We start from the raw sequence: 19,903 nt of genomic DNA, 5'->3' as shown, positions 1-19,903 counted from the left end.
CCGCTCGGCTGACGCGGGCGGCGTGTTGTGCGACCGCGGTGGAGGCGGGCGGCCCGGCGCCGAGTGGTCACGACATGCCGTTGGCGGGGCGTCGGTGTCGCTCGAACTGTCGTCTGACGGGTCGGCGGGCGACGGTTCGTGGCCCCTCGGCGGCCGCGGGCGGCGTGTTGTGCGACCGCGACCGCGGCCGCCGCCACCCCGGCCGCAGCCCGGTCAGTCCTGCAGGTGGTCCGTGCGGCGGCGGTTGCGCACCGCGCGGTAGGTCAGCAGCGCCGCACCGAGCAGCACGAGCACCCCGGCGGCGATGAGCCCCGGCCCGAGGTCCGCGCCCGTGTACGCCAGCGGTCCACCGTCCCCCGCGTCGCCCTGGCCCGAGACCGGCGCGGAGCCAGAGCCCGAGCCGGCAGCGGGGCCGGTCGGAGCCGCCGAAGGAGAGCCACTCGGCGACGGCGACGGCGACGGAGCTGGAGCCGGCGCCGGACCCGCCGCGGCCCGCACCACGAACGCCAGCGGCGTCGCAGCCCCGGACTCCGGGGTGACGACGGTCGCCGTCTCTGCCCCCTCGACGTCGACCGAGACGACGTACTCGGTCGTGGGCTCCAGGCCGGTCAGGTCGAACGCACCGTCGTCGTTCGTCACGACCGACACGGGTTCGCCGGACTGTGGGTCCGTCGGAGTCGCGACGACCTCGACGTCCGGAACGGGTTCGCCGTTCGTGTCGACGACCGTGCCGGGCTGGTCGGTCGTGACCTCGGCGGCTGCGGCGGCGGAGGCGAACGGCAGGTCGGACGCAGCACGCTCGCCGGCGACGGCCGTCACACCGGTGTTCGAGGTCGCCCCGGTCGCCCCCGGCTCCGGTCGATCGGTCCGGACGGTGTACGTGCCCGCCGCAGTGACGAAGACGTAGCGACCGTCGGCATCGGTCACCGTCGATGCGACCACGGCGCCTGCGCCGTCGACGAGCTCGACCACTGCGCCGGCGGGCACGGGTGCACCGTCGAGCGAGACCACACCCGCGACCGTCGCGACGACGGCGGCCGGGGCGTCGATCTCGTCGGGGACCGCGGGTGCCACGTCGCCGTCGCCGGTCGTGATGGTCACGGGCGGCTCGTCGGCGACGGACACGTCGAGGTCGGTGTCCGCCGGCAGGTCCGAGCCGGTGTAGACGCCGTCGCTGTTCGTCGTGGTGTCGACGAGGACGTCCCCGGAGTCCGGGTCGGTGATGACGACCTCGAGGTTCGAGACCGGTCGGCCGTCCTCGTCGACCACGGTGCCGATGACAGACACGGTGTCCTCCGGCGACGTGAACGCGAAGTCGGCCTGCTGGTCCACGCCGCCCGGTGAGCCTGCCTGGGCGAGGGAGACCCTCGTGGGCTGGTCAGGACCCTCGGCCCCGTCCGGCGGGGTGATCTCGACGCGGTAGTTCGCGATGACCGGCAGCTGCGGGAACGCGTAGGTGCCGTCGGGGTTGGTGGTCGTCGTGTAGACGGTGCCGCGCGGAGCGGTGACGCGGACGATCGCCCCGGGGATCGGCGCTCCGTCGAGGGTCGCCGTGCCGGTGATCGCGGCGGTGCGGTTGGCGAACCAGGTCTGGTACACCGGGAACCCGCTGCGCTGCTGGTACGTGATCGTCAGGCTGGTGAGCGAGACGGTCGGCGTGAACCAGGCCGTGGCGCCGGCGGTGTCGACCGCGCCGGTGTTGCCCGTGAGGGTCCGGGTGGCGGGGTCCCAGGAGGGCAGGTCCTGCCCGGTCGTACCGTCGGGGTCGGCGGTGCACGACGGCCCTCCGGCGACGGCGGCCGAGCACGAGTTGTAGGAGCTCACGTAGCCGAGCTGCTCCGCGGTCGCGGCACCGCCCCCGGAGACGGTGGCCGAGATGGTCGCCCGATCGGCGTCGACGTCGCCGAGCACGAACGACCAGCTCTGGGCACCCGGCGTCGGCTCGGCGAACGTGTAGGTGGTCGTCGAGGCGCCGGTCGTGGGCGAGTCGACGTTCGGCCGCTGGTTCATGTAGGTCTTGCCGCGGCTCGTCCCGTAGACCGCGCCCGACGGGGTCGACGCCGACTGCCAGGTCGATGCCCCGCTGACGACGGTCGACTGCCGGGAGTCCGACGTGAAGGTCGTCTCGGGGAACCCGGCGAGCGTCATCGTGCCGGTGTAGGCCCGGCTCGCTCCGCTGAGGGTGAAGGTCCCCCAGTTGCCGACCGGCTCCGCCGACGCACTCGTCGCGCCGCCGATCGCGAGTCCTGCTCCGAGTGCCAGGGCCGTCAGCCCAGCCGTGACCGCGCGCCAGCGCCGCATGTGTACTCCCCTGCTGTGGCGCCGGAGAACCCGACACCCCCTCAGACTATCCAGCGGGCGCGGCTCGTGTCCGGTGTCCGACACAGCCGAGAAGGTCTCGCCGAGTGGTCACGACCTGCCGCGTGCCGGTCGCCGGGTGGCCGAGAAGTGTCGGCTGGAGGGCCGCCGGACGACAGTTCGTGACCCCTCGACCAAACCGAACGGCGCGTCAGGAACCGCCAGCACCCCAACCGAGCGCCACCAGGGCGTCGAGCGCAGCGACCTGGCCGGCCACCACCAGCTCCCGCGCCTCGTCGAGGCCGACCCACCGCGCGTCGTCCACCTCGGGTACCTCCACGAACCGCCCCGACCCACGCGGCAGCTCGAGCCGCACGGTGTTGCTCCGCACGGTGTCGACCGAGAACCCCGACGCCCGTGCCGCGAAGACCCGCACGCGCTTGCCCGACGCCTGCCGGAACTCCCCCAGGTCGGTCAGGTCGGCCGCGGTCACCGGTGCGGGCACGCCGATCTCCTCGGCGAACTCGCGCAGCGCGGTGCCGAGCGGCTCCTCGCCCGCCTCGACCAGCCCCTTCGGGATCGACCAGCCACGCGGCCGGCTCCGCCAGAACGGTCCGCCCATGTGCGCGAGGAAGACCTCGGGCCCGGACGGACCGGTCCGGTGCAGCAACAGTCCGGCGCTCACGACCACGTCCCGAGACTACGCAGACCCGGCCGGGAGGCCCGGATCACCACACACGCGCCGCGCACCACCCGACGTGCCCGGTTCCACCGCCGGTTCCCCACGTCCGCGCCGGGAGTACCGTGTGTCGCACGGAGCGCCGTGTGACGCCCCCGGAGGACCTGCGATGGAGGAGGCCGATCGGGATGGACGAACGATGGACGACGGTGACGCTGGCCGCGGACGCCGCGATGCCGCACGACGAGGCGCTGCGGTGGATCGCCGCCCGCGCGGACAGCGGGATCGAGCGGATCCGGATCATCGGTGCCGACCCGGCGATCGAGGGCCCCGGACCGGTGGCCGACCGCCTGGCCGAGGCCGCGCGCGCCGCCCTGCCCGGAGTGACCGTCGAGGTGCACCGGCACGCGGGGCCGTTCGCCACCGCCCTGGTCGAGGAGTCGGACGGCGGTGACCTCCTGGTGATCGGGACCTTCCGGAGCCGACGGGGTTCGACCGCCGGCGGCGACCCGGCGCGGGTCGCGGTCCGTGCGGCCGTGCCGACCGTGATCGTCCCCGAGGGCCCGCACCCGATCGACGGCGACGTGGTGCTGGCCGTCGAGGAACCGATCGACGAACGGGCCGTCTCGATCGCCGTGGCCGAGGCCGTCCGGCTGCACCGACGACTGACGCTGCTCCGGGCGTGGGAGATGCCCGTGCTGACCCGGACCGGGCTCACCGACTTCGCCGAGGATCCCCTGCGGTGGCGCGCCCGGAACGCCGAACTGCTGCAGCGGGTCACCGAGGACCTGACCGCGCGGTTCCCGGCGGTGCGGATCCGGCCGCTGCTCGTGGAGGGACACCCGGGGCACGCCATCGCATCGCGCACCCGGCGGGCGTCGCTCGTGGTGCTCGGACGGGGGCACGTGCGGGTGCTGTCCGGCGCACTGCTCCACGACGTCGTCCGCGAGACGGCGGCTCCGGTGTGCGTCGTCCCTCCGGCGGCCCACACGGACAGCGCGGGGTCCGGACGGGTCAGCCGGCGAGTTCCCGGATCGCGTCGGCCATCTGGTCGGTGAGGTACGCGACACCGCGACCGTTCGGGTGCAGGGCGCCGGCCTTGAGGTCGATCCGTCGCAGGTCGCTCGAGCCGGTCAGGCTGACGCCGGCGACGTAGCGCTCGTCCGCCGGGGCGCAGGCCGAGTGGGCCTCGGTGCGTTCGAGGACGTCGACGAACCGCACCCCGGCGGCGTCGGCGGCGGATGCGGACACCGCGTCGAGCTCCTCCTGCACGCCGTGCAGGTACGCCACGTCGTCGTCGGTGAAGGGGAAGGTGTCCGAGGGGAACGATCCCGCGAGCGTGCCGAGGTCGAGCGCCGAGCGGAAGCAGCCCTTCGCCGGGGTGTGCTCGGCGTCCGGGAAGATCGCCGGGTACCCGAGGAACACGACGACGGCGTTCGGCGCGGCCCGTTGCACCGCTGCGAGGGTGTCGGCGATCCCGAGCGCGACCCGCGACTGGATCTTCACGCTGAGCTGGTCCTCACCGTCCTGCACGAGCGTGCTCTCGCACGACGGCGCGTCACGTCCGGAGAACACCGGGCCGTCGGCCGAGATCGCCAGGCACGACGCGGCGGTGCCGAACAGGTCCGCGTCGTTGCCGCCGATGGTCAGGGTCACGAGCCGGGTGCGCGACGACAGCGACTCGATCTGCGGGGGGACGCCCGTGAACTGGTGTCCGGTCGTGACGTCCTCGCTGGTGGCGCCCGCACACGTGACGTCGGTCAGGTCCAGGCCGAACCGCGCCGCGAGCCGGTGCGGGTAGTCACGGGCCGACTGCACGCACGCGCTCGTGGGCAGCCGGGTCCGGTCGCCGAGGCCGTAGCCGGCGGAGTACGAGTCACCGAGGGCGACGTACTCGCTGCCGGGCGGGAGGCCGGCGAGCGATTCGGTGGGGTCGTCCGGCACCGGGTAGGGCTGCGGGACGGGCCACATCGGCGCGGCCGACGCGGGTTCCACCGGCCCCGGTGCCGCGACCCCGGCCACCACCAGCCCGACGACGGCGACCGCCGCCAGGGCGGCGAGCAGCGTCGTACGGGCGGTGCGGAGCAGTTGCGGCCTCCGGGCGGGTGCGGCGGATCGGTCGGTCGGGTGGGGTCGGTCGGGTGGGGCGGGACGGGCTCAGCGGCGTCCGAGTCGGCGTTCGCCACCGCTGCCGGTGCGGTACTCCAGCCCGTAGTGCTGGAACAGCTCGGGCTCGGTCGCGGCGTCGAGTTCGCCATCGGTCGAGATCGACGGGGCGTCCTTGACGAGCTTCTTCGGGAACGTCACACGCAGGTGCTTCGGGGCGACGGTGGCGCCGAACAGCGGGACGAAGACGAGCTTCTGGAACCCGACCATGCCGGTGGTCAGGGCACCGAACGCCGGCTCGGACGTGGCGGTGTCGTAGTAGATGCTCTCGAGCGTGCCGACCTTGTCGTCGGCCTCGTCAACGACCGGCAGACCGATCCAGTCACGGATGTTCGCGGCTTCGAACACGAAGGACTCCCTCCGAGCGTCCGGCAGGTCCGGGTGGCTCTCGGTCGACGCTACCGCCCGGCCGCCTGAGCGGTCACCCGGAGCCGGTCCACCGCGTCGAGCACGTCGTCCGCGGTCACGGCCAGGATCGCCGGGTCCGGGTCCTCGGCGAAGACGTCGCCGCGACGGACCGAGGCGTCGGTGAGCACGATGTGCGGGCCGGTCGACGGCGGGCCCCACGCCTCGGGCGGGGCCGGGCCGAACAGCACGACCGACGGCACCCCGTACGCGGTCGCCAGGTGCGCAGCGCCGGTGTCGACCGTGACGACGAGCCGCGCCGCGGCGATCACCGCGGCGAAGGCCTGCAGATCCAGGGTGCCGGCCAGGACCGCCTCCGGCGCCAGGCCAGCCGCGTCGGCGACGGCACGGGCGCGCACGACGTCGTCCGAGCCTCCTGTCAGGACCACGTCGGCACCGCGCGCACGCAGTCCGCGCACCACGTCGGCGAAGCGGTCCGTCGGCCAGTGCCGCGCACCGTGGAAGGCGCCCACGTGCACGACGGCCGCGTCGGCGACCACCGGCGGCTCGGCGGGGCGGTCGATGTGCACCTCGGTGGCGTCCGCCTGGATGCCGTGCCACGTGAGCAGGTCCGCCCAGCGGTCGCGCTCGTGCACGTCGTCCGGCCACTCCGGGCCCTCGTAGTCGTGGGTCGGGTCGGCGTGCCCGATCACCCGGCGCGGGGCGAGCGCGGCGACGAGGTCCGAGGACTCCGGGCCGGCGCCGTGCAGGTTGACGGCGATGTCGACGGCACCGTGCGGCACCGCGATCGGGTGGTCGAGACCGTGCTGGGCCAGGTGGACGTCCACCGCCGGCACGAGTTCGACGACCGGCGCCAGCCACGCCGTGGTGGCCAGGGTGATGCGGTGGTCGGGGAACGCGCGGCGGAGCGCGTGCAGTGCGGGGACGGCGACGAGCAGGTCGCCGAGCTTGATGGCACGGAGGACGAGCAGTTCCGGGCGTCCGTCGGGGTCGGGCAGGTTCTCGAGGGCGGTCACCGCCGCGACGGTAGACCCGACACGCTGACGGTCCTGCCGGGACCGCGCTCCGCGGCTCTTCCTGGGGCGGTCCCCGGCCGTGGACCGGTAGTCACGGAGCATGGCCCTCGCACCGGACCGCGTCATCCGCGGCCTGCTCCTCGACCGCGACGACACCCTCGTGGTGGACGTCCCGTACAACGCCGACCCGCACCTGGTCGTCCCCGTCCCCGGTGCCCGCCGCGCCGTCGACCGGGCGCGTGCCGCCGGATTGCAGCTCGGCGTCGTCACGAACCAGTCGGTGATCGCGAAGGGCATGGCCACGCGCGAACAGGTCGACGCCACCAACGCCCGGGTCGACGAGCTCGTCGGCCCGTTCGACGTATGGTGCGTCTGCCCGCACGACGCCGGCGACGACTGCGCCTGCCGGAAGCCCCGGCCCGGGATGGTCCTCGACGCCGCCGAGCGGCTCGGCATCCCGCCGGAGTCGATCGTCGTCGTCGGTGACATCGGCGCCGACGTGCAGGCTGCCCGGAACGCCGGCGCGCAGGGGATCCTCGTGCCCACCCCGCGCACCCGCCGTCAGGAGATCGACGAGGCCGACACCGTCGCCGCGGACCTGGACGAGGCCGTCACCCTGGTGCTCGAGCACGTCGGCAGCGTGGCGGACCGGGCGTGAGCGCGGGTCGGCGCGTCCTCGTCGCCCGGCTCGACTCCTTCGGCGACGTCCTGGTCGCCGGCCCCGCGGTGCGCGCGGTCGCCGCCGGTGCCGCGCACGTGACGATGCTGTGCGGACCGCAGGGGGCGCCGGCCGCCGACCTGCTGCCCGGCATCGACCGGGTGCGGGTGTGGGCGGCACCGTGGGTCACCGAGACCGCACGCCCGATCGACGACGCCCTGCTCGCCGAGTTCCGCGCGCTGGTCGCCGAGGAACAGCCCGACGAGGCCGTCGTCCTGACGTCCTTCCACCAGTCGCCCCTGCCCCTCGCGCTGCTCCTGCGCCTGGCCGGGGTCCCTCGGGTCTCCGGGGCCTCGGTCGACCACCCCGGGTCGCTGCTCGACGTGCGGCTGCGCCCCGGCGAGGACCTGCCCGAGGACCTCCCCGAGCCCGAGCGCGCGCTGCGGATCGCCGAGGCGGCCGGGTTCCGGCTGCCGCCGGACGACGACGGGAGGCTCGCGGTGCGCCACGACGCCGTCCTGCCCCCGCCCGTGGCCGGCCTCGACCGCTACGTGGTCGTCCACCCCGGAGCCAGCGTCCCGGCACGGTCGTGGCCGGAGTCCCACCACCGTGCGCTCGTCGCCGCCTACGCCGAGCGCGGCGTCCCCGTCGTCGTCACCGGCTCCCCCGGCGAACGCGCACTGACCGCCGCCGTGGCGGGCGACACCGGCATCGACCTCGGCGGCCGCACCAGCCCCGCCGAACTCGCGGCCGTCCTCGCCGGCGCCGAGGTCGTCGTCGTCGGGAACACCGGTCCGGCCCACCTCGCCGCGGCCGTCGGGGCGCCCATCGTGAGTCTGTTCTCGCCGGTCGTCCCCGCCGTGAAGTGGGCGCCGTACGCCCCGCTCGTCGAACTGCTCGGCGACCAGGCCGCACCGTGCCGGCTCAGCCGAGCTCGCGAGTGCCCGGTCCCCGGCCACCCGTGCCTGTCCGGAGTGCGCATCGCGGACGTCCTGGAGGCCCACGAGCGGCTCCTCGACCGCGTTTCGCGGACTGACCGGAGAAGTCTGCGGGGCGGCCCAGAAGGCGCTGCGTAGCGTGCGCCACTGCTTCTCCTGCTCCTTCTCCTGCTGCTCCGGCGGCGGTGGGGAGCGACCCCATCGACACCGACCGGAAGGCCCTGCATGCGGATCCTCGTGTGGCACGTGCACGGCGGCTGGATGGACGCCTTCGTCCGCGGCCAGCACGAGTACCTCATCCCGACCACCCCGGCGCGCGACGCCTGGGGACTCGGCCGCGGCGGGCGCGCCTGGCCGGACTCCGCGATCGAGATCGACCCGGCCGACATCGCCGAGGCCGAGGTCGACGTGGTCGTCCTGCAGCGCACCGAGGAGCTCGAGGAAGCCCGTCGTCTGCTCGGTGGCCGTGACGTCCCGATCGTCTTCGTGGAGCACAACGCCCCCCGGGTCGACGTGCCGAACAGCCTGCACCCGATGCGCGACCGCGACGACCTGACGATCGCGCACGTGACGCACTGGAACGCCCTGATGTGGGACTGCGGGACCACCCGGACCACCGTCGTCGAGCACGGCGTCGTCGACCCCGGCCCGCTGTACACCGGTGCGCTCGAGCGCCTCGGCGTCGTCATCAACGAACCCGTCCGGCGCAACCGTGTCGTCGGCACCGACCTACTCCCCCGCTTCGCCGAGGTCGCCCCGGTCGACGTCTGGGGCATCGGTACCGAACGCCTGCCGGAGCTCGGCTTCGGCGACCGCGTGCTCGCGCAGGGCGACGTCAAGGCCGACCCCATGCACGCGGCGCTGGCCGAACGGCGGGCCTACGTGCACCCGAACCGCTGGACCTCGCTCGGCCTGTCGCTCATCGAGTCGATGCACATGGCCATGCCGGTCCTGGTGCTCGCGACGACGGACGCGGCCCGCACGGTCCCGGGTGAGGCCGGGGCGATCGCGACCGACGTCGAGGAGCTGGTGCGGGCCTCCAGGCTGCTGCTGGAGGACCCGGACGAGGCGCGCCGACGGGGGCTCGTGGCGCGTGAGGCCGTGCTCGCACGGCACGCGCTCGGTCGGTTCCTGGCCGACTGGGACGACCTGCTCGACGACGCCGTCGCGCGCGGTGCGCGACGGAACCGTGCGGCGGGAGCCGCGCTCGAAGGGAGCCTGCGATGAAGATCGCCATGGTGTCCGAGCACGCGAGTCCGCTCGCCGTGCTCGGCGGGGTCGACGCCGGTGGGCAGAACGTCCACGTCGCCGAACTGTCCGGTGCACTGGCCGACCGCGGCCACCACGTGACCGTCTACACGCGACGCGACGACGCGTCGCAGCCCGTCCGCGTGCCCCTGCGCCCCGGTGTGGACGTCGTGCACGTCGACGCCGGTCCCGCGCGTGCCGTGCCGAAGGACGAGCTGTTCCCGTTCATGGGGACGTTCGCGTCGGTGCTCGCCGCCGAGTGGTTCCTCGACCGTCCCGACGTGGTGCACGCGCACTTCTGGATGTCGGGCCACGCCGCCCTCGACGCGGTGACGCAGGCGCAGGCCCGGACCGGTGGGGTGCGGATCCCGGTGGTGCAGACCTTCCACGCCCTGGGTGTCGTGAAGCGCCGGCACCAGGGTGCCGCGGACACCAGCCCAGCCGAGCGCGAGTGGGTCGAACCCGCCGTCGGCCGGAGCGTCGACCAGGTCGTCGCGACCTGCTCGGACGAGGCGTTCGAGCTCAAGGCCCTCGGTGTCCCGCTGCACCGCATCTCCGTGGTGCCGTGCGGCGTCGACGTGTCGCTCTTCCGTCCGGACGGCCCCGTCGAGCAGCGCGACCGTCCGCTCCGGGTGCTCACCGCCTCACGACTCGTGCAGCGGAAGGGCGTCGGGACGACGATCGCCGCACTCGCCGCGCTCGTCGAACAGGGCCGTGACGTCGAACTCGTCGTCGTGGGCGGTGCCGGTGTCGCCGGTGCCGACCTGGTGGACGACCCCGAGTACCAGCGCCTCGACGCACTCGCCCGGTCGCTCGGCGTGCGCGACCACGTGACGTTCCGCGGGCAGCTCGGGCAGCACGACATGCCCGCCGTCTACCGCAGCGCCGACGTCGTCGTCTGCGCCCCCTGGTACGAGCCGTTCGGCATCGTGCCGCTCGAGGCGATGGCCTGCGGCCGCCCGGTGGTCGCGTCGAGCGTCGGCGGGCTCATCGACACCGTCGTCGAGGACGCCACCGGCCTGCACGTGCCGCCGCGCGACGAGACCGCGGTCGCCGAGGCCGTCGGCGCACTGCTCGACGACCCGGAGCGCCGCGAGGCGTACGGCCGTGCCGGTCGACAGCGCGCCGAGTCCCGCTACACCTGGCAGAAGGTCGCGGCCGACAGCGAGCGCGTCTACGAGCGCCTGCTCGCCGGCACGACGTCGTCCGCCAGCACCACCGGGCCCGCTGCCGGCCGCTCGCGCACCACCCACGCCGGCCGGGTCACCCGCGCCGCGCAGTCGACGGAGAGGACCGCACGATGACCATCGACCAGCAGACCGGGCTCGAGGACCGCGCCGTCACGGACAGCGCCCGCGTCGTCGTCGACCACGTCGCGGCGTCGGTCCCCGTGATCGCCTCCCTCGTCGACCACAAGGACCACATCGCCGAGTGGGCGGACGACATCGCCGGGCGGCTCGTCGCCGGGCGTCGGCTGCTCGCCGCGGGCAACGGCGGCTCCGCTGCCGAGGCGCAGCACCTGACGTCCGAGCTCACCGGCCGCTTCGAGGGCGACCGGCCGGCGTACTCGGCCATCTCGCTGCACGCCGAGACCTCCGCCGTGACCGCCATCGGGAACGACTACGGCTACGACCAGGTGTTCGCGCGGCAGGTGTCGGCGCACGCCCGGGCCGGCGACGTCCTCGTGCTGCTGTCGACGAGCGGCAAGAGCCCGAACCTGCTGCGGGCCGCCGAGGCCGCACGTGCCGTAGGTGCCCGCTCCCTCGCGCTGACCGGGTCCGGGCCGAACCCACTCGCCGACCTGGTCGACGACGCGATCTGCATCGAGGGGCCGTCCGCCAACGTGCAGGAGGCGCAGCTCGTCCTGGTGCACGCGCTCTGCAAGGCCATGGAGCCGACGCTGCGTCGCGGGGGCCGTCGATGAGCGGGCCCGCTGCCGTCGCACCGCGTTCCGGGGCCGCCGGTGGCCGTGCCGCCGCCCCGCGCTTCCGCATCGCCGTCGTCGGGGACACCCTGCTCGACGTCGACGTGTCCGGCACGAGCGAGCGTCTGAGCCCCGACGCCCCCGTCCCCGTGGTGGACGTCGCCACCGACGACCGCCGTGCCGGTGGCGCCGGACTCGTCGCGACCATGCTCGCCCGCGACGGCCACGACGTCACCCTGGTCACCGTCCTGAGCGACGACGGCCGTGCCCAGGAGATCCGCGACCTGCTCCCCGAGGTCACGATCGTCGCCGGGCCCTCCGGAGTCCCGACCCCCGTGAAGACCCGCGTGCGCGTCGTCGACCACGCCCTCGTCCGGATCGACGAGGGCTGCGCGACCCCGCCCGTGCCCGAGGCCTCCGACGCGATGACCGCAGCCCTCGACGGCGTCGACGCGATCGTCGTCGCCGACTACGGCCGCGGGGTCGCCGCTGCCCCGGCACTCCGTGACGCCCTCACCCGTGCGGCCGAGCGCCTGCCGGTGGTCTGGGACCCGCACCCCAAGGGCGCCGCCCCCGTCCCCGGCACCACCGTCGCCACCCCGAACGCTGCCGAGGCGCGACGCTTCACCGACGTCGAGGGACACGGTGTGCCCTTCGCGACCGTCGCCGCCGCCCGGCTCGTCGAGCAGTGGCAGGCCGGCGCCGTCGCCGTGACGATGGGTGACCGCGGTGCGCTGCTCGCCGACGCCCAGGGTGACAGCCGCTTCGTGCCGGCTCCGTCCGTCAGCGCCGGGGACCCCTGCGGTGCTGGCGACCGGCTCGCCGCGGGCGTCGCCGTCGCACTGGCGTCCGGCGCGGACGTCCCCGAGGCCGTCTCCGCCGGCGTGGTCGCCGCGTCCGAGTACCTGGCCGCCGGTGGCGTCACCGCGCTCTTCGCCGACGACGGCCCCGCGCCGCTCGCCGTGCCCGGGGCCGACCGGGACGCCATGCGCCTGGTGCACGACGTCCGAAGCGCCGGCGGAACCGTCGTCGCGACCGGAGGCTGCTTCGACCTGCTGCACGCCGGGCACGCCCGCACCCTGTCGGCCGCCCGTGCACTCGGCGACTGCCTGGTCGTGTGCCTCAACTCGGACTCGTCGGTCCGCGCACTGAAGGGCCCGGACCGGCCGATCATGACCCAGGACGACCGGGTCGAGCTGCTCCTGGCACTCGACTGCGTCGACGCCGTCGTGGTGTTCGACGAGTCCACCCCCGACGAGGCCCTGCGCCGCTTCCGCCCGGACGTCTGGGCGAAGGGCGGCGACTACACCGCGAGCGAACTGCCCGAGACGGCGACCCTCGCCGAGTGGGGTGGCCGAGTCGTCACCGTGCCGTTCCACCCGGGCCGCTCGACCACCCGGCTCGCCGCCGCGATCGAACGCGTCGGCTGAGCGTCCGCTCGCCGCTCCACACCCGCTCGACCACTTCCCGCACCACTACGCAAAGGACATCCATGCCCGTCCCCACCACCCCCATCGGCCGCGTCCTCGTCACCGGCGGCGCCTCCGGACTCGGAGCCGCCGTCGTGGCCGCCGTCACCGAGGCCGGCGGCACCCCGATCGTCCTCGACCTGCGGATCGACGCCGTCCCCGAGGGCGTCGACGCCGTCGCCGTGGACGTCTCGGACACCGATGCCGTCGAGCAGGCGGTCCGTGACGCCGCCGAGCGGCACGGTGGCCTCGACGCCGTCGTCACCGCCGCCGGCATCGACACCCCTGCCCCGATCGACGCGATCTCGTCCGGCAAGTGGGAGCAGATCGTCGGCGTCAACCTGATCGGCACCGCCTCGACCGTGCGCGCCGCCCTGCCCGCCCTCGAGGCCACGCACGGCCGCGTCGTCACCATCTCCTCGTCGCTCGCCCTGCGCGGCGTCGGCGACGGCACCGCGTACTCGGCGTCGAAGTTCGGCGTCCGCGGGTTCTCGCAGGCGCTGGCCGCCGAGACCGCCGGTCGCATCGGCGTGACCAACATCATCCCCGCCGGGATGCGCACGAACTTCTTCGCCGACCGGACCGAGCAGTACAAGCCGGGCCCGGACGCGCAGCTCATCGAGCCGGAGTACGTCGCGAACTCGATCATCTTCGCGCTGTCGCAGCCGGCCGGCTGCGAGATCCGCGAGCTGTCGATCATGCCGGCGACGGAGCCGAGCTGGCCGTAGCCGCTCGCCGCTGACGGACGGGAGGCGCGGTGCCGGCTGGCACCGCGCCTCCCGTGTGTCCGCGTGCCGGGTCCCGTGCACGGTGCGCGGTGCGCGGTGCGTCGCCTGGTGCAGCGTTGACGGCTGGGTGTGCGCTTCCAGCGCCGCACGCAGCGGGCAACCGCGCACGGGGCGACGGCGTGCGCACGGTGCGGCCGGGAGGCGCGTTGCGGGCTGGCAGCGGGCCTCCCGTCCGGCGTCCGGTCGCGTTCCGTGCACGGTGCGCGGTGCGTCGCCTGGTGCAGCGTTGACGGCTGGGTGCGCGCTTGCAGCGCCGCACGCAGCGGTGAACCGCGCACGGGGCGACGGCGTGCGCACGGTGCGGCCGGGAGGCGCGTTGCAGGCTGGCAGCGCGCCTCCCGTCTGTCCGCGTGCCGGGTCCCGTGCACGGTACGCGGTGCGTCGCCTGGTGCAGCGTTGACGGCTGGGTGCGCGCTTGCAGCGCCGCACGCAGCGGGCAACCGCGCACGGGGTGACGGCGCGCGCACGAGACCGAAGCTCGCACGGTGCGAGGCTCGTCAGAGCGTGCGGAGCAGGTCCTCGACGTCGGCGAGGACGGCCTCCGGCTCGACCTGGTCCACGTAGGACGGGTCGTGCTCGCACCGCTCGGCGGTCCAGCCGACCTGGGTGACGTCGGTGCCGCACACCGGGCACTGCGTCACGAAGGACAGGTGCACGCGGTGCCGACCGCGGTCGAACGGCCCGGCGTTGATCACGTTGCCGAACCAGAACACCCCGACGGTCGGGGTGCCCACGGCGACGGCGAGGTGCCGCGGGCCGGAGTCGTCGCCGACCATGACGTCGGCGGCGGCCAGGACGTCGGGCAGTTCGCGCAGCGGCAGTGACCCGGTGAGGTCGTGCACGCGCTCCCGCAACTCGGGCGGCAGCGACGCGACGATGGCGGACGACGCCGGGACGTCCGAGTCGTCACCCACGAGCACCACGTCGTCCTCGGCGGCGAGCCGGGCACGGGCGACCTCGGCGAAGCGCGAGGGGCTCCAGCGGCGACGCGGGTCGGTGGCGCCGGGGTGGATCGCGACGAGCCGTCCCCGCACGCCGAGGCGCTGTCGGACCCCGGCCCGCGTGGCCTTGGGGACGTGCAGTCGCGGGTCGAGGGTGACCGGTTCGGCACCGGCCAGCGAGGCCACCTCGAGCGCCCGGACGACCTCGTGCTGGTAGTAGACGTAGCGGACCCAGCGCTCCAGGACCTCGGCGTCCTCGGTGGCGGTGCCCACGGTGTGACGGGCCCCGAGCCGGAGCAGGAACGGGTTCGAGTTCCGGCCGCCGCCGTGCAGCTGCACCGCGAGGTCGAAGCGCCCGTGCAGCCGCTCGAAGAAGTCCTGCTCGGTCGGTGCGCCCTCGCCGGAGTCCCGGACCCCTGGCACGACGGGGAGCTCCTCGTAGGCGTGCACGGCCTCGCTCCGGCCCTCGAGCACCGGCCGCGCGGACGGCGCCCCGAGCAGCGTGATCCGGGCTCCGGGGTACGCGGCGGCCAGGGCCTCGACCGCCGGGAGGGCGAACATCAGGTCGCCCAGTCCCCCGCCGCGGAGCACCGCGATCTCGCTGACCCCGTCGAACCGTTCTCCGCCCACACCGATCTGTTGCACAGCTCCACGTCTACCGGTCGGACCCGTCCGGACGTCCAGCAGCGGCCCCGGATGGACGAGAAGCGCGATGCCGTGACCGCACACAGCGGAGCACGAGCACCGTGTGAGGCCCCGCCCGCCTCCGGAAGGACCCCATGACGATCGCACCCCCCGCCGCCGACGACCTCGTGGTGACCGACCCCGTGAACGGATCGATCGCGTCCACCGTGCGCCGCTCGACCGAGGACGACGTCCGCAACGCCGTCGCCCGCGCCCGTGCCGCTGCCGGTGCCTGGGCCCGGACCGCGCCGGCCGAGCGCGGTGCCCTGCTGCACGCCGCGGCCGAGCACCTCCGTGCGCACGCGCAGGAGCTGGCGGACCTGAACACCCGCGAGACCGGCAAGGTGCCCGGCGACGCCCTCGGTGGGGTCGAGGCCGGCATCGGCACGCTCGTGCAGTACGCCGAGCTCGGGCCGGTGCACCGTGGTGAGGCCCTGCGCGGGCAGTTCGGTGCCGCCGACTGGTCGGTGCCGCACCCGCGCGGCGTGGTGCTCGCCCTGACGCCGTGGAACGACCCGGTCGCCGTGGCCTGCGGGATCCTCGGCGCAGCGATCGTCACGGGCAACACCGTGGTGCACAAGGGCAGCGAACGCTGCCCGGCGACCTTCGCCCGACTCAACGCGCTGCTCGCCGAGGTCCTGCCGGACGGCGTGCTCATCGGGGTCGACGGCGACGCGACCACCGGCGAGCTGCTCCTGGCGCAGGAGGGCATCGACGTCTACGCGCACGTCGGGTCGACCGCGACCGGTGACCGCCTGAGCGAGGTGGCCGCGACCACCCGCGCCCACGTCATCCGCGAGAACGGCGGCAACGACCCGGTCATCGTCGACGCCGACGTCGACCCGGAGTGGGCCGCCGCACAGGTCGCCCTGGGCGCGTTCGCGAACACCGGACAGATCTGCACCAGCGTCGAGCGGGTGTACGTGCACCAGGACGTCGCCGAGCCCTTCGTCGCCGCGCTCGTCGCCGAGGCGGAGCGCCGCACGGCCGCACCCGCCGCCGAGTTCGGGCCGCTCGTGGACGACCGGCTCCGCGAGCTCGTGCAGCACCACGTCGACGACGCGATCGCCCGCGGCGCCTCGGTTCGGACCGGTGGCGTCACGCCCGGCGGGCTCGGATCGTTCTACCCGGCGACCGTCCTGACCGACTGCACGGACGACATGCTCGTGCTGACCGAGGAGACCTTCGGCCCGATCGCCCCGGTGCGCGTCGTGTCGGACTTCGCGGAGGGCCTCCGGCTCGCCGCGGCCGACCGCTACGGCCTCGCGGCCACGGTGCTCACGAACGACACCGCGCACGCGCTCCGAGCCGCGGCCGAACTGCCCGTCGGCACCGTCAAGGTGAACGCCGTGTTCGGTGGCGCTCCGGGCGGCAGCGCCCAGCCCCGCGGCGCCTCGGGCGCCGGGTTCGGGTACGGCCCGCACCTGCTCGACGAGATGACGACCACGACGGTGGTGCACCTTGAGGCCGCACCGCCGCGCCGCACCGCCGAGCCGTCGACCGCAGCAGCCGGCAGCACCGCAGCCACCAGCAGCACCGCCACCGACACCGGCCCGGCAGCCGCTGCCGGCGCCACCGCCGGCAGCGCCGACACCGTGGGAGGCACCCGATGACCGCCGACGTCCGGCTGGTCCGTGACCTCGTCGCCACGATCGACGACCGCGAGCCCCTCGTCGTCGTCATCGGCGACTGCATCCTCGACCGCTGGACCGTCGGCGAGGCCGAGCGGGTCTCCCGTGAGGCCCCGGCCCCCGTCGTCCGCGTCACCGAGACCATCGCGGTGCCGGGCGGCGCGGCGAACACGGCCGTGAACGCCCGCGCCCTCGGAGCCCGGGTCCGCATGGTCGGGCTCATCGGCGACGACGAGGCCGGTGACGTCCTGCGCCAGCGGCTCGAGGCAGCCGGCGTCGACACGTCGTTCCTGGTCGAGATCCCCGGTGCCCGCACCACGACGAAGTCGCGCGTGGTCGGCGGTGACCGCGTCGTGGTCCGGGTCGACGAGCTCGCCGCGACCCCGACCGCCGAGCACGGCGAACGTCTCGCCCGCTCGGTGGCCCGTGCCATCCGGTGCGCCGACGCCGCCGTGGTGTGCGACTACGGCCTGGGCGTCCGCGCCGAGGACGTCGTGCCGATGCTCGACCGTGACCGCCCCGGCGCCGTCGTGGTCGACGCGCACGACCTGACCCGCTGGGCAGCGCTGCACCCCGACCTCGTCACGCCGAACGCCGGTGAGACCGCCGCGCTGCTCGGCACGGAGCTCGGCACCGGCGCGGACCGCGTCGGCACCGTCGTCGCGGCCCGTGCCGACGTGCTCGCCCGCAGTGGGGCCCGGGCCGCGGTGGTCACGCTCGACCGCGACGGCACCGTGCTGCTCGAGCCCGGCTCCGACCAGGGGTTCCGCACGCGTGCGACGCCCGCCTCGGAGCAGCAGGCCTCCGGTGCCGGCGACACCTTCTGCGCCGCCGCGACCGTCGCCCTCGCCGTGCAGGCACCCCTGCGCGACGCCGTCGCGGTCGCCCAGGCCGCTGCCGACGTCGTCGTCCGCGAGGCCGGCACGTCCGTCTGCACCGCCGCCGCCCTGCTCGACTCGGTGACCGCCCCGGCGGCGACCGTCGTCGACCACGACGAGCTCGCCACCGCCGTCGAGGCCGCTCGCCAGGCCGGCCGCCGCGTGGTCTTCACGAACGGCTGCTTCGACGTCGTGCACCGCGGGCACACCACGTACCTGCGCCAGGCCCGTGACCTGGGCGACCTGCTCGTCGTCGCCCTGAACGACGACGACTCGGTGCGCCGGCTGAAGGGCCCGGAGCGGCCGATCAACCCGGCCGAGGACCGCGCCGGTGTGCTCGCCGCGCTGGCCTGCGTCGACCTGGTGACGGTGTTCGCGACGGACACCCCCATCCCGCTCATCGAGCGGCTGCGCCCCGAGGTCTACGTCAAGGGCGGGGACTACTCCCCCGAGATGCTGACCGAGACCGAGGTCGTGCGCGGCTACGGCGGCGAGGTCGTCATGGTCGACTACGTGCCCGAGCACTCCACCAGCGCCGTCGTGCGCCGGATCCGCGAAGCCGCTGCGCGGCCCGAACCGGACCCGGCACCGTGACCGCCCGCTGGTCCGGGTCCTGGGCGAAGGCCCCCGATCCAGCGGACACGAGCACGGTCGACGTCGACGTGCTCATCCCGACCGTCGGCAGGCCGGCCGAGCTCGCCACGACGCTCGCCGGCCTCGCCGCCCAGACCGAGGTCGACCTGCGCGTCGTGCTGAGCGACCAGTCCGCGGACGGAGACGCCGCCAGCGCGCCGGCGGTCGCCGCGATGCTCCGCGTCCTGGAGGCGCAGGGCCGGCCCGTCACGCTCCTCACCCACCCGGAACGGCGCGGCCTGGCAGAGCACCGGCAGTTCCTGCTCGACCACGCCGAGGCAGCCGCGGTGCTGTTCCTCGACGACGACGTCTGGCTCGAGCCGGGGTCGATCGCGCGGATGCTCGACGCGCTGCACACCCTGGGCTGCGGGTTCGTCGGCAGCGCCGTGCAGGGCCTGTCGTACCTGCAGGACCGACGCCCCCACGAGACCTCGGTGTTCGAACGGTGGGACGGCCCCGTCGTGCCCGAGGTGGTGCGCCGCGGGACCCCCGGCTTCGACCGCTGGTCGTTGCACAACGCCGCGAACCCGACGCACGTCGCCGCCGACCTCGACCTGCACCCCGGCGAGTGGGTGCCCTACCGCGTCGCGTGGGTCGGTGCCTGCGCGCTCTACGACCGCCGTGCGCTCGAGGAGGTCGGTGGCTTCCGGTTCTGGGACACCCTGCCGCCCGAGCACGCCGGCGAGGACGTCGTCGCGCAGTGGCGGGTGATGGAACGGTTCGGCGGTGCGGGCATCATGCCCTCGGGTGCCGTGCACCTGGAGGCCCCGACCACCGTCGTCGACCGCCGTGTGGACGCACCCGACGTGGTCTTCGCGGACGGGAACGTCATACCGCGGTAGGGGGTGGTCGAGACCGCCGCGGGATGGCCGCGGCACGTCGGCTCCGTAGCGTCGTCCTCGTCGACGAGTTCCGTCGGCGGGAGGGAGCACCCCGTGTTCGACCAGATCACCCCGCTCGTCGTCGAGCTGGCCGCGAGCCCGCTCGTCTACGTCGTCCTCTTCGTACTGTGCCTGGTGGACGGCTTCTTCCCGCCGGTGCCGAGCGAGTCCGCCCTGGTCGCGATCGCCGCGATCGCCGCGACGTCCGGGCAGCCCGTCCTCGCCGTGGTGCTCGTCGCCGCCGCCCTCGGAGCGATCGCCGGCGACTCGATCGCGTACTGGATCGGACGCCGGATCGGGTTCGCCCGGCTGGCCCGTTCGAAGCGACCACGGATCGCGGCGGCCTTCGCGTTCGCCGAGCGGCAGATGCAGCGCCGCTCCGCCAGCCTCATCCTGACCGGGCGCTTCATCCCCGTCGGCCGGGTCGCGGTCAACATGACCGCCGGAGCGACCGGCCTGCCCTACCGCCGGTTCCTGGCGATCAGCGCGATCGCGGGTCTGGCGTGGTCGGCGGTGTCGATCGGCATCGCCCTGGCCGCGTCGAGCGTGCTGCACGAACCGATCGTCGCGGCCCTGGTGTCGATGGTGGTCGCCGCCGGGCTCGGGATCGCGGTCGACCGGGTGCTCGGTACCATCAGCCGCAGGCGCGAAGCCCGCGAGGCCCGCGCTGCTGCTGCCACTGCCGCTGCCACCCCCGCCCCCGCC

At 74.7% G+C, this 19,903-nt stretch carries 18 protein-coding genes; 12 read left to right on the top strand and 6 right to left on the bottom strand.

Annotated elements, in window-relative coordinates; all coding sequences use genetic code 11:
• Positions 1-213: 213 nt before the first annotated feature.
• Positions 214-2,301 carry a collagen binding domain-containing protein gene (locus tag DEJ06_RS11155; RefSeq protein ID WP_111039328.1) on the bottom strand — a complete coding sequence of 696 codons (2,088 nt, stop codon included), beginning with the start codon at positions 2,299-2,301 and terminating at the stop codon, positions 214-216.
• Between the two features lie 208 nt (positions 2,302-2,509).
• Positions 2,510-2,989 carry an NUDIX domain-containing protein gene (locus tag DEJ06_RS11150; protein ID WP_258372421.1) on the bottom strand — a complete coding sequence of 160 codons (480 nt, stop codon included), beginning with the start codon at positions 2,987-2,989 and terminating at the stop codon, positions 2,510-2,512.
• 176 nt (positions 2,990-3,165) lie between these two features.
• On the opposite strand from DEJ06_RS11150, the gene DEJ06_RS11145 reads away from it, so the two are divergent.
• Positions 3,166-4,035 carry a universal stress protein gene (locus DEJ06_RS11145; protein ID WP_111030082.1) on the top strand — a complete coding sequence of 290 codons (870 nt, stop codon included), beginning with the start codon at positions 3,166-3,168 and terminating at the stop codon, positions 4,033-4,035.
• On the opposite strand, the gene DEJ06_RS11140 is transcribed toward DEJ06_RS11145, so the two are convergent.
• The 3 genes from DEJ06_RS11140 to DEJ06_RS11130 form a co-directional block, all read right to left on the bottom strand.
• Positions 3,992-4,948 (bottom strand): SGNH/GDSL hydrolase family protein, encoded by a 957-nt coding sequence (locus DEJ06_RS11140; protein ID WP_146245837.1) that lies wholly within the window; start codon positions 4,946-4,948, stop codon positions 3,992-3,994. The two genes, DEJ06_RS11145 and DEJ06_RS11140, sit on opposite strands and share 44 nt — an antisense overlap.
• Before the next feature lie 186 nt (positions 4,949-5,134).
• Entirely contained in the window at positions 5,135-5,491 is a 357-nt protein-coding gene (locus tag DEJ06_RS11135; RefSeq protein WP_027465587.1) for a PRC-barrel domain-containing protein, read from the bottom strand.
• Positions 5,492-5,541: 50 nt separating this feature from the next.
• Positions 5,542-6,525 carry a glycosyltransferase family 9 protein gene (locus DEJ06_RS11130; protein WP_111039326.1) on the bottom strand — a complete coding sequence of 328 codons (984 nt, stop codon included), beginning with the start codon at positions 6,523-6,525 and terminating at the stop codon, positions 5,542-5,544.
• Positions 6,526-6,625: 100 nt separating this feature from the next.
• Here DEJ06_RS11130 and DEJ06_RS11125 point away from each other — a divergent pair, with 100 nt between their 5' ends.
• The 7 genes from DEJ06_RS11125 (at position 6,626) to DEJ06_RS11095 (ending at position 13,490) form a co-directional block, all read left to right on the top strand.
• Positions 6,626-7,183, top strand: coding sequence for an HAD-IIIA family hydrolase (locus DEJ06_RS11125; protein ID WP_111039325.1), 558 nt, complete (start codon positions 6,626-6,628; stop codon positions 7,181-7,183).
• Positions 7,180-8,259: a glycosyltransferase family 9 protein gene (locus DEJ06_RS11120; protein WP_111039324.1), complete on the top strand. Its 1,080-nt coding sequence runs from the start codon at positions 7,180-7,182 to the stop codon at positions 8,257-8,259. Before DEJ06_RS11125 ends, DEJ06_RS11120 begins: the two co-directional genes overlap by 4 nt.
• 87 nt (positions 8,260-8,346) lie before the next feature.
• Positions 8,347-9,348 (top strand): glycosyltransferase, encoded by a 1,002-nt coding sequence (locus tag DEJ06_RS11115; protein ID WP_111039323.1) that lies wholly within the window; start codon positions 8,347-8,349, stop codon positions 9,346-9,348.
• Positions 9,345-10,673: a glycosyltransferase gene (locus DEJ06_RS11110; RefSeq protein ID WP_111039322.1), complete on the top strand. Its 1,329-nt coding sequence runs from the start codon at positions 9,345-9,347 to the stop codon at positions 10,671-10,673. The genes DEJ06_RS11115 and DEJ06_RS11110 overlap by 4 nt, the downstream gene beginning before the upstream one ends.
• Entirely contained in the window at positions 10,670-11,293 is a 624-nt protein-coding gene (locus tag DEJ06_RS11105) for an SIS domain-containing protein (protein ID WP_111022892.1), read from the top strand. The genes DEJ06_RS11110 and DEJ06_RS11105 overlap by 4 nt, the downstream gene beginning before the upstream one ends.
• On the top strand, positions 11,290-12,723 hold the full coding sequence (locus tag DEJ06_RS11100) for a PfkB family carbohydrate kinase (RefSeq protein WP_258372422.1): 1,434 nt from the start codon (positions 11,290-11,292) through the stop codon (positions 12,721-12,723). Before DEJ06_RS11105 ends, DEJ06_RS11100 begins: the two co-directional genes overlap by 4 nt.
• Positions 12,724-12,785: 62 nt before the next feature.
• Positions 12,786-13,490, top strand: a complete 705-nt coding sequence (locus tag DEJ06_RS11095; RefSeq protein ID WP_027465581.1) for an SDR family oxidoreductase — start codon at positions 12,786-12,788, stop codon at positions 13,488-13,490.
• Between the two features lie 557 nt (positions 13,491-14,047).
• Here DEJ06_RS11095 and DEJ06_RS11090 read toward each other — a convergent pair.
• Complete coding sequence (locus DEJ06_RS11090) at positions 14,048-15,136, bottom strand: glycosyltransferase family 9 protein (RefSeq protein WP_111039321.1); 1,089 nt, start codon at positions 15,134-15,136, stop codon at positions 14,048-14,050.
• A gap of 134 nt (positions 15,137-15,270) precedes the next feature.
• Between DEJ06_RS11090 and DEJ06_RS11085 the strand changes: the two genes are divergently transcribed.
• The 4 genes from DEJ06_RS11085 to DEJ06_RS11070 form a co-directional block, all read left to right on the top strand.
• Positions 15,271-16,788 (top strand): aldehyde dehydrogenase, encoded by a 1,518-nt coding sequence (locus DEJ06_RS11085; protein ID WP_111039320.1) that lies wholly within the window; start codon positions 15,271-15,273, stop codon positions 16,786-16,788.
• The gene (gene rfaE2, locus DEJ06_RS11080) at positions 16,785-18,278 is read left to right on the top strand and encodes a D-glycero-beta-D-manno-heptose 1-phosphate adenylyltransferase (RefSeq protein ID WP_110863763.1); all 1,494 of its coding nucleotides are present in this window, start codon (positions 16,785-16,787) and stop codon (positions 18,276-18,278) included. Before DEJ06_RS11085 ends, rfaE2 begins: the two co-directional genes overlap by 4 nt.
• On the top strand, positions 18,275-19,159 hold the full coding sequence (locus DEJ06_RS11075; protein WP_111039319.1) for a glycosyltransferase family 2 protein: 885 nt from the start codon (positions 18,275-18,277) through the stop codon (positions 19,157-19,159). The genes rfaE2 and DEJ06_RS11075 overlap by 4 nt, the downstream gene beginning before the upstream one ends.
• A 93-nt stretch (positions 19,160-19,252) precedes the next feature.
• Positions 19,253-19,903, top strand: a 651-nt coding sequence (locus tag DEJ06_RS11070; protein WP_111039378.1) for a DedA family protein, incomplete at its 3' end; no start/stop codon positions are given.

It is taken from the genome of Curtobacterium sp. MCLR17_051, from assembly GCF_003234395.1.
In the GTDB taxonomy this organism is placed as follows: domain Bacteria; phylum Actinomycetota; class Actinomycetes; order Actinomycetales; family Microbacteriaceae; genus Curtobacterium; species Curtobacterium flaccumfaciens.
This window is presented reverse-complemented; position numbering and strand designations above follow the sequence as displayed.

Bases quoted from the DNA above. Each gene is read 5' to 3' on its own strand.
- DEJ06_RS11095 (WP_027465581.1), top strand. From the start codon at position 12,786: ATGCCCGTCCCCACCACCCCCATCGGCCGCGTCCTCGTCACCGGCGGC.
- DEJ06_RS11105 (WP_111022892.1), top strand. From the start codon at position 10,670: ATGACCATCGACCAGCAGACCGGGCTCGAGGACCGCGCCGTCACGGAC.
- DEJ06_RS11115 (WP_111039323.1), top strand. From the start codon at position 8,347: ATGCGGATCCTCGTGTGGCACGTGCACGGCGGCTGGATGGACGCCTTC.
- DEJ06_RS11140 (WP_146245837.1), bottom strand. From the start codon at position 4,948: ATGTGGCCCGTCCCGCAGCCCTACCCGGTGCCGGACGACCCCACCGAA.
- DEJ06_RS11100 (WP_258372422.1), top strand. From the start codon at position 11,290: ATGAGCGGGCCCGCTGCCGTCGCACCGCGTTCCGGGGCCGCCGGTGGC.
- DEJ06_RS11155 (WP_111039328.1), bottom strand. From the start codon at position 2,301: ATGCGGCGCTGGCGCGCGGTCACGGCTGGGCTGACGGCCCTGGCACTC.
- DEJ06_RS11085 (WP_111039320.1), top strand. From the start codon at position 15,271: ATGACGATCGCACCCCCCGCCGCCGACGACCTCGTGGTGACCGACCCC.
- DEJ06_RS11125 (WP_111039325.1), top strand. From the start codon at position 6,626: ATGGCCCTCGCACCGGACCGCGTCATCCGCGGCCTGCTCCTCGACCGC.
- DEJ06_RS11145 (WP_111030082.1), top strand. From the start codon at position 3,166: ATGGACGAACGATGGACGACGGTGACGCTGGCCGCGGACGCCGCGATG.
- rfaE2 (WP_110863763.1), top strand. From the start codon at position 16,785: ATGACCGCCGACGTCCGGCTGGTCCGTGACCTCGTCGCCACGATCGAC.
- DEJ06_RS11110 (WP_111039322.1), top strand. From the start codon at position 9,345: ATGAAGATCGCCATGGTGTCCGAGCACGCGAGTCCGCTCGCCGTGCTC.